This is a genomic window from Paenarthrobacter sp. JL.01a (assembly GCF_025452095.1).
In the GTDB taxonomy this organism is placed as follows: domain Bacteria; phylum Actinomycetota; class Actinomycetes; order Actinomycetales; family Micrococcaceae; genus Arthrobacter.
In genome coordinates this window covers 1322885-1335296 of the sequence record NZ_CP104877.1, presented here as the reverse complement: position 1 = coordinate 1335296, position 12412 = coordinate 1322885, and the positions used below count along the sequence as shown (strand labels likewise).

Sequence of the window (12412 nt, the reverse complement as noted above, 5' to 3'; positions counted from 1 at the left end):
GCGGTCGCCCGGCCTAATGGTGAAGCGGCTCGGCCGGAAGGCCGGGCGTGGCCTCCCATGTAACTGGTGCGATGTTCCGCTCCATATACTGGCCTCCCCGATCAGCGGGCGGTTTTGCCTGCTGATGGGATTAACGTAATCCCCGACACATTCATTTCCGCAATCCGTTCCCGGCAAGTCGCGTGTCGGGCTCGTTAATTTTCGGTGAACCGGCGCGTGATCAGGTTCCGAAGCGGCGTTGCCGGCCCGCGTAATCCCTCAGGGCCCGCAGGAAATCGACCTTGCGGAAAGCGGGCCACAGCGCTTCGCAAAAATAGAACTCGCTGTAGGCGCTTTGCCACATCAGGAAGCCGGAGAGCCGCTGCTCACCTGACGTGCGGATGACGAGGTCCGGGTCCGGCTGGCCGCGGGTGTAAAGGAAGCGGGAGATATCGTCCACCGAAAGTTCATCTGCGACTTCTGCCATGGTCCGCCCCTTTGAGGCGGCGTCGTGCAGAAGTTCCCTGACGGCGTCGACGATTTCGCGGCGGCCACCATAGCCGACGGCGACGTTGACGTGGATCTTTTCATGCACCGGCGTCCGGGACGTGAGTTTATTCAGCCGCTCGGCGAGGTAGTCCGGCAGCAGTTCCGGCGCGCCCATGGCATGAACGGACACGTCCTCGTCCTCGTCCAGGCGGTCCATGGTGTTGGCGATGATGCCCATGAGCAGGTCCAGCTCTTCACCGGACCGGTTCATGTTGTCGGTGGAGAGCATGTAGAGCGTGACGACCTTGACGCCCAATTCCTGGCACCAGCCCAGGAACTCATGGATTTTGTCGGCCCCGGCCTGGTGGCCCTGGCTGGTCGGGGCATTGAACTGGCGCGCCCAACGGCGGTTGCCGTCCACCATCACGCCGATGTGGCGTGGGATCTGGTCCTGCTGAAGGGAACGCAGGAGTTTGCGCTCATAGAAGCCATAGAGGAAACCGGGCAGCTCCACCGGACACTCACCTGACTTCCTTGCTTGTACGACGACGCACATCCAAGGCTACCTTCCCAACGTGGTGAGCCGCTGCAGCAGGCAGTCAAAAACCGCTCCGCCCTTGTTACCCCCAAGTAACCTACCGGAACGTAGGTTATCCTTGAAGCATGGCCGAGCTCCTCGAAACCAAGCCCCTCTGGCGCGGGTGGATCCACACGGTTGCCGCCCCGTTCGCCCTTGCAGCAGGGATCGTCCTGGTGACAGTTGCCCCGACCCCGGACCGCAAAATCACCTCAGCCATCTACGCGCTGACCGGCTTCCTGCTGTTCGGCGTTTCCGCCGTGTACCACCGTGGAAACTGGTCCCCCAAGGTCCGCGTGCTGCTCAAGCGCCTGGACCACACCAACATCATGCTGGTGATCGCCGGCAGCTATACACCGCTGGCCTGGTCATTGCTGGCACGCCCTGAAGCCATCACGCTGCTCTGGCTGGTGTGGTCCGGAGCGATCGTCGGCGTACTGTTCCGCGTGCTGTGGACCCACGCCCCGCGCTGGCTCTACGTGCCGGTGTACATCGCCCTCGGGTGCGGCGCATTGTTCTACCTGCCGCAGTTCTTCGCCGCGAACGCTGCCGCCGCGATCCTGATTTGTGTCGGCGGTGCCCTGTACATTGCCGGCGCCGTGTTCTACGCCCTCAAAAGGCCGAACTTCAGCGTGCAGCATTTTGGCTTCCACGAGCTGTTCCACGCGTTTACGGTCTTCGCCTTCGCGGCACACTTCATCGCCATCATGATGGCGGTACTGAGCTAGTCACGGGCACCCGGCCCAGGACTGTCCCGCGCCGCCTTCAGCGAGCCTGGCCGCCGTCGTCGTTCCCGTCGGCGGGGCCGCGTCCTCCAGCCGGGTTACCGTCCTCGGAAGATCCACCGGCCTCGGCCGCCAGGCGGGCTTCCTCCACCTGTGCGCGGTAGCGGACGCGCCGGATCCTGCGGACCATGTCCACGATCAGGAACGTCGTGAGGATCACGATGAAGGCCGTGAGGACAAAGCCCCAAGTGCCCGGCGTCACCTGATCCTCGGACAGGCCAGGCCGCAGCGTGCCCGTGGGATCGGGCGACGGAGAGACGGTCAGGGCGAGAATCAAGTGGTGCACGGTCAAACCTTCTATGGGAACTGGTGCGGGCCGGCCGGCGAAGCGCGACCGGGATGCTGGTGGGTCATCCGGCAATTTCTACGAACGATAGAAACTACCGATGCTCCTATCTTATCCCTGCGAACAGGTCCTTTTCCGGCAGTTCGGAGCTCACCCGGGACTTGATCAGGGTGTAGTCCTCCCACGGCCAGACGGTCCGCTGCAGCTCCGGGGAAACGGCGAAGAAGAAGCCCAAGGGGTCGATCTGGGTCCGGTGCGCGCGCAGGGCGTCGTCCCGGACCTCGAAGAAGTCGCCGCAGTCAATCTGGGTAGTGGTCTCATGACCACCTGTGGGCGGTGTGTGCCCCTCGGCGTCGGCCTCCAACCACGCCGCCAACCGCTCAGCGTAAGGAGACTGCAGGCCTGCCTCTTCGAGGGCGAAGTGCAGGGCACGGAAACGTGCAGGGCTGAAGGCGCGGTCGTAATAGAGCTTGTGAGGTGTCCATGCCTCGCCCATGCCCGGATACCGTTCAGGATCGCCTGCCGCCTCGAACGCTTCAACGGCCACCTTGTGGGCCATGATGTGGTCCGGGTGCGGGTATCCGCCGTTTTCGTCATAGCTGAGGATGACGTGGGGCTTGAATTGACGGACCAGGCGCACCAGCGGCGCCGTAGCCCGCTCAAGCGGCTGCAGCGCGAAGCATCCCGGCGGAAGCGGCGGAAGGGGATCGCCCTCGGGCAGTCCGGAGTCCACGAAACCGAGCCAGCGCTGCTGGATGCCCAGGACGGCCGCCGCGTTGGCCATCTCCAGGCGGCGCGCGCCTGCCATGTCACGCTTGGGATGCGGGGCATCCTCCATCGCGGGGTTCTGGATGTCTCCGCGTGATCCATCCGTGCACGTGGCGACCATGACTTCCACGCCGGCCGAAGCGTACATCGCCATGGTTGCTGCACCCTTGCTGGACTCGTCGTCCGGATGGGCGTGAACGGCGAGCAGCCGCAGCTGCTGGTCGGAACTGCTGGACGCACTCACGTGACGGCTCCTCTTTCATGGATCTGGTCTCAGGGTGTGGCTCGTGGGGCGGCAGGGAGCCACACGGTTCGGCACTAAACTGGATGGGTGACTTCAGAGGACCCTTCGGCCACCCACGTACCGGCAAGCACCAGCCTAGCCAATCGCTACGGCGGTCAAAAGCGCGCCATGACACGCAAAACCATGCGGAACATCGTCATTGCCGCATTGGTGGTTGCCATCGGGCTGGCCGCCTATGTCGCGACCGGGTCCGCGCAGGCTCCAGTTACGTTCAAGGACATTGGCTACAGCACGGTGGATGACACCCAGGCCGAAGTGGACTACCAAGTCACCAAATCCCCCGGCGCCACCGCAAAGTGTGCCATCAAGGCCTTGGACTCCAAGTTCGCCGTGGTGGGCTGGGAAGTGGTGGAAATCGGCGCAAACCAGCCCGAGAACACCCCGGATGGCGGGCGGACCACCATCCAGCGGACAACCCTGCGGACCGAGTCGCCCGCTGTCTCCGGCGTCGTGGACAACTGCTGGATTGTGGACAGCGGGAAATAACAACTGTGTGACCCACGGCTCAACGGGTTTGGGTTCGTCCAGAGGATTTACTACAATGGATGAAACCTTCACCCCGTTAAGTTGGTTACTGAGTTGTACGAGTGGCCAGCGAGGCGGGGTCTTTTGCATTGTCAGATCCAGAGGAGAAATCCGTGTCTACCACCAACAGCGCCACTGCGGCTTGGCTTACCCAGGAAGCTTTCGACCGCTTGAAGGCTGAGCTGGACCACCTTTCCGGCGCTGGCCGGGCGGAAATCGTCCAGAAGATCGAAGCTGCCCGCCAGGAAGGCGACCTCAAGGAAAACGGCGGTTACCACGCAGCCAAGGAAGAGCAGGGCAAGATCGAAGCCCGCATCCGCCAGCTGACCGTCCTCCTTCGCGACGCCCACGTAGGCGAGGCGCCGGCAGACGACGGAATCGTCGAACCCGGCATGCTGGTTGTTGCCCGCATTGCCGGCGACGAAGAGACCTTCCTGCTGGGCTCCCGTGAAATTGCCGGAGACTCCGATCTGGACGTCTTCAGCGAGAAGTCGCCCCTCGGTGCAGCCATCATCGGCCACAAGGAAGGCGACAGCCTCAGCTACGTCGCTCCTAACGGCAAGGAAATCGCGGTGGAAATCGTCTCCGCCAAGCCGTACTCCGGCTAACGCTTACACAGCGCCATAAAACGACGACGCCGGCCCCCTCCTTCGCGGAGGGGGCCGGCGTTTTACGTTGCCCGGCTACCCAACTGGGGGACAGCAAACGTCGCTATGAGGGCTCAGTGGAGCATCTGCTGTCCCCTGGTTGGGTCAGCGGGCGGGGATGGCGGTTGCCGGCTTGGGGCGGAGCAGTATCGCAGCAATGATGCCGCCCACCGCTCCGCCGAGATGCGCCTGCCAGGAAATGTAGCCCATCACCGTAGGCAGAACGCCGAACAGGATGCTGCCGTAGGCCATGAACAGCACCACGGAGAGCAGGATCTGCCACCAGCTCCTGTTGAAGAAGCCCCGGACCAGCAGGAACGCGAAGAAACCAAACACCAGGCCGGAGGCTCCCACGGTTACCCCTCCCCCGCCGATGAGCCACACGGTCAGTCCGGAGCCCAGCCAACTGAAAGCCAGAGCCGTGATGAAGACACGGATCCCGGACAGGAACACCAGGAAGCCGAAAATGATCAACGGCAACGTGTTGGAATTCAGGTGGTTGAAGTTAGCGTGCAGCAACGGAAAGGTCAGGATATCCAGGAAGCCATCCATGGAACGGGGTCGCAGCCCGAAGGTTGCATTAAGGGCATGCCGCATCAGCGTGTTCAGGATTTCGATGACATAGAGCAGGATCACGAAACCGCCCATGAAGAGCAGCCCGCCCTTCGCCCGCCCCGCCAGCGACTCCTCGGCGTCGGCCTTTGATCCCTCAGGTGTTCCCAGCACCATGGGCGCCCCTCCCGTCAGTGCACCACGATCGGCTGGAAGCCCTCAGCCCGCAGCGCGCCGAGGACCTGCTCACCGTGCTCGTGGCCCTTCGTTTCCAGGTTGATGGTGATGGAGACATCGCCCATGCTGATGGAACCGCCCAGGCGCGTGTGGTCCAGACCGGTGACGTTGGCGTCGTTCTCGGCGATGATGCGGGCGATGGTGGCCAGCGAGCCGGGCCGGTCATCGAGCATCATGCGTACCGTCATGAACCGGCCTGCGGCCGACAAACCGCGCTGGATGACTTTGAGCATCAGCATAGGATCGATGTTGCCGCCGGAAAGCACGACGGCGGTGTTCCCCGGGTTTTCGATCTTGCCGTCCATGAGGGCGGCTACTCCGACGGCACCGGCGGGTTCAACTACCATCTTGGCCCGTTCCAGCAGGAAGATCAGGGCGCGGGCCAACGAGTCTTCGCTGACGGTCACGACGTCGTCCACGAGTTCGCGGATGATGCTGAACGGCAACTGGCCCGGCCGTCCGACGGCGATACCGTCGGCCATGGTGGAAACCTTCTTGAGCGGCACCAATGCATCGGCAGCCAGTGAGGGCGGGTACGCTGCGGCATTTTCTGCCTGTACGCCAATAACCCTGATCTCGCGGCCCAGTTCCTTGGCACGGGCCTTGATGGCTACTGCGACACCGGCCAGCAGCCCACCACCGCCGACGCCCATGAGGATGGTGTCGACGTTGGGGACCTGGTCCAGGATCTCCAGTCCGATAGTGCCTTGGCCGGCTACGACGTCAACGTTGTCGAAGGGGTGCACAAAGACAGCCCCGGTTTCGTTGGCGTAGCGCTGCGCTTCGGCAAGGGCCTCATCCACGTTATGGCCGTGGAGGATGACCTCAGCTCCGTGGCTGCGCGTTGCGGCCAGCTTCGGGAGGGCTACGCCCAAGGGCATGTAGATCCTGGCGTTGATGCCCAGGCTCTTGGCAGCCACTGCCACACCCTGGGCGTGGTTTCCTGCCGAGGCCGCTACGACGCCGCGCTTCTTTTCTTCGGCTGTCAGCCGTGCCATGCGCACATAGGCGCCACGGACCTTGAAGGAGCCGGCGCGCTGCAGGTTCTCACACTTGAAGAAGACGTTCCCGCCAACAAGGTGGCCCAGCGCCCGGGACGACTCCACCGGAGTCTTGGTAATAATGCCCCCGAGCAGCTCCTGCGCCTTGAGGACATCGTCCAGAGTGACGGGCAGGGTATCGAGGGTATTCACTGACTATTCTCCTTTATTGGTGTCGGCCACAGTTCGCTCAACAGAGCTGCTGCCTGAGGCCTTGGTCTTGCCGGTACCGTCCTTTGCAGGGCGGGATTCGGGCCGGGGAAGGTGCACATCCTTGAAGTTGGCGTCATTGTCCTTGCCAGCGTGGCCTGCTGCCGTTTGGAGTTCGACGCCGCCCAACCCTTCATCATGTTCCCACGTCCGGCCTGCAATGTAGCGAACGGCCGTGTTTACTACGGCGAGCAGCGGAACAGCGAACAGGGCACCCGGGATGCCTGCCAGATAGGAGCCGGCCGCCACCGTGAGGATCACAGCAACCGGGTGGAGGGCCACGGCCTTGCCCATGACCAGCGGCTGCAGGATGTGGCTTTCAAGCTGCTGGACCAGCAGGACGATGGCCAGCATAATGAGGGCGTTGATGGGCCCGTTGGCGACGAGGGCCAGCAGGACGGCGATGGCACCGGTGACCAGCGCACCCACCACGGGGATGAACGAGCCGATGAAAACGAGGACCGCCAGCGGCAAAGCCAAGGGGACCTGGATGATCGCCGCACCCACGCCGATCCCGACTGCATCCACGAAAGCGACGAACATCTGGATCCGGACGTAACTGACCATGGAGGTCCAGCCCCGCCGGCCGGCGCCGTCTGTGGCACGCCGGGCAGCCTTGGGCAGCAAGCGCACCAGGAAGGCCCAGATCCGGCTTCCTTCCAGCAGGAAGAAGATCAGGATGAACAACGCCAGCACAAGGCCCGCAGCGAAGTGGCCGGCGGTGCTGCCGAAGGACAGGGCGCCACTGAGGATGCTGCTGCTGTTGTTCTGGAGAGCGTTGGCGCCGTCGGCGATGTATTTGTCGATCTGGTCCGCCGTCAGGTGCAGGGGTCCGTCCGCGAGCCAGGCCTGGACTTGCTGGACTCCTGTGAGGGCTTCCTGCCAGAGCTCGCCGAAGCCGGAGACAAGCTGCCTGCCGACCAGGGCCAGGGCGCCGGCAATCACGCCGATGAAGCCAAGTACTGTGATGGCAACCGCGGCCCCATTGGGTACCTTGCGGTTGCGCAGCCAGGCCACCACCGGGTAGAGCAGTCCTGCCAGCAGGGCAGCGACCATCACCGGAATAATGAGGAAACTGACTTTGCCCAGCAGCCACACAAGGGCACCGATCATGAGCAGAATCAGTCCTGCACGCCAGGACCAGGCGGCAGCGATGCGCACCCCGTACGGGATGTCCTCGGCGATTTGGCGGTCAGAACGGGGCTTGGCGTCCGGCGTAGGCGTCATGAAACCATAATTCCGCAGCCCGCGCCGTATGGGAAACCGACCCGCAGGCGGGGCCTGGGGCTAGAGGGACGCGGCGATGCCCCAGTTCATGGTGAAAGTACCGCCGGGCGCCAACCACCGGAGGCCGTCCCCGCTGTTGAATGCGTTCGCGGGCCCTGTCATGGGTTCGATCGCCACCGCCTTTGATCGTCCAGGGAACGTGTCCGTGATGAATACGTGTACGTACTGGCAGTTCCCGTCCTGCTCCAGGCTGACACTGCGGCCGTCAGGACCGGCAAGCGTATGGCGGGCCACGCCGCCGTCGAACGCCAGATCCGTTAGCGCGACGTCTACGAGCGCCGGACCTACCGCGGTACCGGACGAGAAGTCGAAGGGGCCATCCGCCGGGGCAGTGCTGCGAGGGATCAACCGCTCATCGGCCACCAGCCGGGTGCGCGCCTTGACCGTGAGGACCAGGTCTTCCGGGGCGGTGTCGCCGAGCCTGAGGTAAGGGTGGGCACCCAGGACGAAGGGCGCAGGGCTCTGCGACTGGTTGACCAGCGTCTGCGAAACGCGGAGGTCCAGGGCGTCGTCGAGTTCGTAGCGCACCCTGTGCTGGACCAGGAACGGATACCCGTGCTGCGGAAAGACCGTGGCCTCAAGGGTTACGGAGAACTCGGATTCGTCCACAAGCACATAGCCGGTATTGCGCAGCAGGCCGTGGCTGGCGTTGTTCCGGGAAACCTCGGTGATATCCAGCTGCTGCTTCTTGCCATCGAGGTACCAAATCCCGTCTTCAACGCGGTTGGCCCAAGGTGCAAGGGTGATGCCGGTGGCGCCGGGAGAAATTTCGTCGTCGCCGTATGTCTCCGTCAGCTGGACGCCGCCGCGTGAGTACAGCCGAAGTCCGGCAGCGAGTTCAGTGACCACGGCGACGGCGTCCCCGCGGCGCAGTTCGAACTGCCGGCCAGTGGCGAATCGGCGCGGCTCGGGTTGGTGGGCACTGTCGGCTGGCAACGAGGAGGCAGGCATGGCATTACGGTACTGCATTCTCCGATCGCCGCAGCAACGGGATCCGGCACCAGCCTTCAATCCGAAATGTTAGCTTTTGTTAGAAACTATGCGTTATTGGTCACTTATGGAATGATGGATCCATGAGTCGCATCACCACCACCCGCCTTGCGGACAGCCGCGAGCTGATCTACTTCGACGATCCCGGAACCCCGGAGAGGACGCTGGACTCGCTGGTGGACCACCGTGTGCTTCCGGGCCGCGGTGAGCCGGGCGAGGTCAGGTACGACGCCCTGTCCGGAGACTGGGTGGCCATCGCCGCCCACCGGCAAAGCCGAACGCACCTCCCCCCGGCTGATCAGTGCCCCATCTGCCCCACCACACCCGCGAACCCTTCCGAGATTCCGGCCGCGGACTACGACGTCGTGGTATTTGAGAACCGTTTCCCCTCGCTGGGGCCGGCTTTGGGCGACATTCCCGCAGCGCCCGCGCCCGGACAGAACGGCCACGGCATCACCGGCAAGGCTTTTGGCCGCTGCGAGGTAGTTGCCTTCACGCCGCAGCACACGGGCTCCTTCGCGGAGCTGGGCGAAACCCGCGCACGCACCGTGATCGAAGCGTGGGCCCAGCGGACCGGTGCGCTGAGCGCGCTGCCCGGCATCAAACAAGTATTCCCCTTTGAAAACCGCGGCGCCGACATCGGCGTTACGTTGCACCACCCGCACGGCCAGATTTACGCCTACCCCTACGTGACACCGCGCGCGGCCCAGCTCGGCGCCGTGGCCAGGAAGTATTACGACGACGTCGACGCGAAAGAAACGCTCGCGGCATCGCTGCTCAGGGCCGAACGCAACGACGGCAGCCGCATGGTGCTCGAGGCCGAGCACTTCAGCGCCTATGTCCCTTTCGCTGCCCGCTGGCCACTGGAAATCCACTTGGTCCCCCACCGCAGCGTGCCTGACCTCGCTGCCCTGACAGGGGAGGAACGCGACGAGCTCTCGCATGTCTACCTGGACCTGCTGAAGCGGCTCGACTCCCTCTACCCCACGCCCACGCCCTATATCTCCGCGTGGCACCAGGCGCCCCTGGACCCCGTTCTCCGGCCCGCGGGCCAGCTGCACCTGCAGTTGACCTCGCCCCGGCGCGCAGTGGATAAGCTCAAGTACCTTGCAGGATCTGAGGCAGCCATGGGCGCCTTCATCAACGACACCACACCGGAAGCTGTGGCGGAGCTGCTGCGCAGCGTTGCCGCACCGTCCACGGACAACACCATGGAAGGCAGCCGAGCATGACCACCACCGCGAACGTCACTGCCCTCAGTGACCGCTTCCGGGAAACCTTTGGCGCAGCGCCCGACGGCGTGTGGCAGGCACCGGGACGGGTCAACCTGATCGGCGAACACACGGATTACAACGAGGGCTTCGTGCTCCCCTTCGCCATCGACAGGACAGCGAGGGTGGCATTGCGCGTCCGCAACGATTCCACTGTGCGCATGTTGTCCACTTTCGGCGGGCACGGCATGGTGGAGGCCGATTTGGAGGGCCTGGAACCCGGCTCGGGCGACGGCTGGTCCCGCTATCCGCTGGGAGTAGCGTGGGCCCTGCAGGAACGTGGCATCACCGTCCCCGGCTTCGACCTCCTGCTGGACTCCGACGTCCCCCTGGGCGCGGGGTTATCGTCCTCCCACGCAATCGAGTGCGCTGTCATCTCAGCCCTCAACGAGCTCACCGGCGCGGACTTTGGGGCCGAGGACCTCGTCCTGGCCACCCAGCAAGCGGAAAACATCTTCGTGGGTGCGCCTACGGGAATCATGGATCAATCGGCCTCGTTGCGCGGCGCCAAGGGACACGCTGTCTTCCTCGATTGCCGGGACCAGCATGTTGAACTGGTCCCTTTCGACGCCGAGGCCTCGGATTTGGTCCTGCTGGTCATCGACACCAAAGTCTCCCACTCACATGCCGACGGCGGTTACGCCTCCAGGCGCGCGTCCTGTGAGTTGGGTGCCGAGATCCTTGGCGTCAAAGCACTGCGCGACGTCGGCGTCGAGCGCCTGGAGGAAGCTTCCGGGCTGCTGGATGAGACCACACTGAAACGGGTCCGCCACGTTGTGACGGAAAACGATCGCGTGCTCCAGACAGTGGAAGTCCTCGGGGCGCAGGGCCCGGCAAGCATCGGGCCGCTGCTGGATGCCAGCCACGTTTCCATGCGGGACGACTTCGAGATCTCCTGCCCGGAGCTTGATCTCGCAGTGGATACCGCCAAGGCAAACGGCAGTATCGGCGCACGGATGACCGGCGGCGGATTCGGTGGCTCGGCCATTGCACTGACTCCGGTGGGCCTGGAGCAGCAGGTGAGGGACGCCGTCGTGCGTTCCTTCGCGGAGGCGGGCTTCACCGCACCGGACATCTTCACCGTGACCCCTGCCGCCGGTGCGCTTCGGCTTTCCTGAGCGGAATGTTTTACGCCCGGCCCGGGAAAGGACACCGGGCGTAAGCTGGGGCCATGACTGAGGCCGTCATTGTTTCCACTGCCAGAAGCCCCATAGGCCGCGCCTTCAAAGGCTCCCTCAAGGACGAGCGCCCCGACGACCTCGCCACGGCCATGGTGGAGGCCGCCCTGGCCAGGATCCCGGGCTTCGACCCCGGAGCCGAGGACGGGCGGGGATTGGACGACATCCTCCTTGGTTGCGCCGAACCAAGCGGCGAGGCAGGATCCAACATGGCCCGCGTGGTGGCGGTCCTGGCCGGGCTGGACAGGGTGCCCGGGGCGACCATCAACCGCTTCTGTGCGTCGAGCCTCCAGACCCTGAGGATGGCCTTCCACGCCATCAAGTCCGGAGAAGCGCACGCGATCGTCTCTGCAGGGGTGGAGAGCGTCTCCCGTTACCGGAACTGGGTGGGCGCGGGCGAAACCGACACCGCCAACCACAACCCCGCCTTCGAGGCCGCTGCCCAGCGCACTGCCTCCCGGGCTGCCTCCAACATTCCGTGGACCGATCCACGGCTTGGCGGCCGTTTGCCGGACATCTACATCTCCATGGGCCAGACGGCGGAGAACGTCGCCACCAGCCACGGCATCAGCCGCGCCGAGCAGGACCAGTGGGGCGTGCTGAGCCAGAACCGGGCCGAGGCAGACATCGCGTCCGGTTTCTACGCACGCGATATCACTCCCTACACCCGCAAGGACGGGGTGGTGGTGGACCGCGACGATTCACCCAGGGCGGGGGTGACCCTGGAAGCGGTGTCCGCGCTGCAGCCCGTCTTCCGCCCAGGGGGTACCGTCACCGCCGGCAATGCCTGTCCCCTCAACGATGGCGCAGCCGCCGTAGTGGTCATGAGCGACACCCGGGCCCGCGAGCTCGGCCTGGAACCCTTGGCGCGCGTGGTCTCGACTGGAGTCAGTGCACTCTCTCCTGAGCTAATGGGCATGGGCTCGGTGGAATCCACCCGTCGCGCCCTCGCCCTGGCCGGACTGACCATGGACGACATCGACCTCGTGGAGCTCAACGAGGCCTTTGCCGTTCAGGTAATCGCCAGCGCCCGCGAACTGGGAATCGATCCCGACAAGCTCAACGTCCACGGCGGAGCCATCGCACTGGGGCACCCCTTTGGCATGACCGGTGCACGGATGACCAGCACCCTGCTCAACGGCTTGGCGGAGCGCGACGGGACCTTGGGATTGGCTACGCTCTGCGTCGGCGGCGGCCAGGGCATGGCGGTGGTATTTGAACGCCTGAGGTAGTTCCACAAAAAATGCCCCCGAATCGCTTCGGGGGCATTCTTCGTTTGGATCGTTG

The 12412-nt window shown here is 64.4% G+C and carries 13 protein-coding genes; 6 read left to right on the top strand and 7 right to left on the bottom strand.

All coding sequences use genetic code 11. The features are described 5' to 3' along the window. Positions 1-220: 220 nt before the first annotated feature. Positions 221-1024 carry an isoprenyl transferase gene (locus N5P29_RS06525; protein ID WP_262277816.1) on the bottom strand — a complete coding sequence of 268 codons (804 nt, stop codon included), beginning with the start codon at positions 1022-1024 and terminating at the stop codon, positions 221-223. 107 nt (positions 1025-1131) lie between these two features. On the opposite strand from N5P29_RS06525, the gene trhA reads away from it, so the two are divergent. Further along, positions 1132-1773, top strand: coding sequence for a PAQR family membrane homeostasis protein TrhA (gene trhA / locus N5P29_RS06520; protein WP_262277815.1), 642 nt, complete (start codon positions 1132-1134; stop codon positions 1771-1773). Between the two features lie 37 nt (positions 1774-1810). Here the strand turns inward: trhA and N5P29_RS06515 are convergent, their stop codons facing one another. Together N5P29_RS06515 and mca are read right to left on the bottom strand one after the other, a co-directional pair. Next, entirely contained in the window at positions 1811-2116 is a 306-nt protein-coding gene (locus tag N5P29_RS06515) for a hypothetical protein (RefSeq protein ID WP_262277814.1), read from the bottom strand. Positions 2117-2222: 106 nt separating this feature from the next. Beyond that, the gene (gene mca, locus N5P29_RS06510) at positions 2223-3128 is read right to left on the bottom strand and encodes a mycothiol conjugate amidase Mca (protein WP_262277813.1); all 906 of its coding nucleotides are present in this window, start codon (positions 3126-3128) and stop codon (positions 2223-2225) included. 87 nt (positions 3129-3215) lie between these two features. On the opposite strand from mca, the gene N5P29_RS06505 reads away from it, so the two are divergent. Further along, positions 3216-3674 (top strand): DUF4307 domain-containing protein, encoded by a 459-nt coding sequence (locus tag N5P29_RS06505; protein ID WP_262277812.1) that lies wholly within the window; start codon positions 3216-3218, stop codon positions 3672-3674. Positions 3675-3826: 152 nt separating this feature from the next. After that, entirely contained in the window at positions 3827-4321 is a 495-nt protein-coding gene (greA, locus tag N5P29_RS06500; protein WP_144661899.1) for a transcription elongation factor GreA, read from the top strand. Between the two features lie 144 nt (positions 4322-4465). On the opposite strand, the gene N5P29_RS06495 is transcribed toward greA, so the two are convergent. Genes N5P29_RS06495 through N5P29_RS06480 form a run of 4 tightly spaced genes read right to left on the bottom strand, consistent with a single transcriptional unit; the run spans position 4466 to position 8637 of the window. Next, on the bottom strand, positions 4466-5089 hold the full coding sequence (locus tag N5P29_RS06495; protein ID WP_262277811.1) for a rhomboid family intramembrane serine protease: 624 nt from the start codon (positions 5087-5089) through the stop codon (positions 4466-4468). Positions 5090-5103: 14 nt separating this feature from the next. Continuing rightward, complete coding sequence (gene ilvA / locus N5P29_RS06490; RefSeq protein WP_262277810.1) at positions 5104-6342, bottom strand: threonine ammonia-lyase; 1239 nt, start codon at positions 6340-6342, stop codon at positions 5104-5106. Between the two features lie 3 nt (positions 6343-6345). Beyond that, entirely contained in the window at positions 6346-7626 is a 1281-nt protein-coding gene (locus tag N5P29_RS06485) for an AI-2E family transporter (protein ID WP_262277809.1), read from the bottom strand. A gap of 60 nt (positions 7627-7686) precedes the next feature. Beyond that, entirely contained in the window at positions 7687-8637 is a 951-nt protein-coding gene (locus N5P29_RS06480) for an aldose 1-epimerase family protein (RefSeq protein WP_262277808.1), read from the bottom strand. A 122-nt stretch (positions 8638-8759) separates the two neighbouring features. Between N5P29_RS06480 and galT the strand changes: the two genes are divergently transcribed. Genes galT through N5P29_RS06465 form a run of 3 tightly spaced genes read left to right on the top strand, consistent with a single transcriptional unit; the run spans position 8760 to position 12357 of the window. Next, positions 8760-9908, top strand: coding sequence for a galactose-1-phosphate uridylyltransferase (galT, locus tag N5P29_RS06475; protein WP_262277807.1), 1149 nt, complete (start codon positions 8760-8762; stop codon positions 9906-9908). Further along, positions 9905-11065, top strand: coding sequence for a galactokinase (galK, locus tag N5P29_RS06470; protein WP_262277806.1), 1161 nt, complete (start codon positions 9905-9907; stop codon positions 11063-11065). The genes galT and galK overlap by 4 nt, the downstream gene beginning before the upstream one ends. A 53-nt stretch (positions 11066-11118) precedes the next feature. After that, positions 11119-12357: an acetyl-CoA C-acetyltransferase gene (locus N5P29_RS06465; protein ID WP_262277805.1), complete on the top strand. Its 1239-nt coding sequence runs from the start codon at positions 11119-11121 to the stop codon at positions 12355-12357. The last annotated feature ends 55 nt before the right edge of the window (positions 12358-12412 follow it).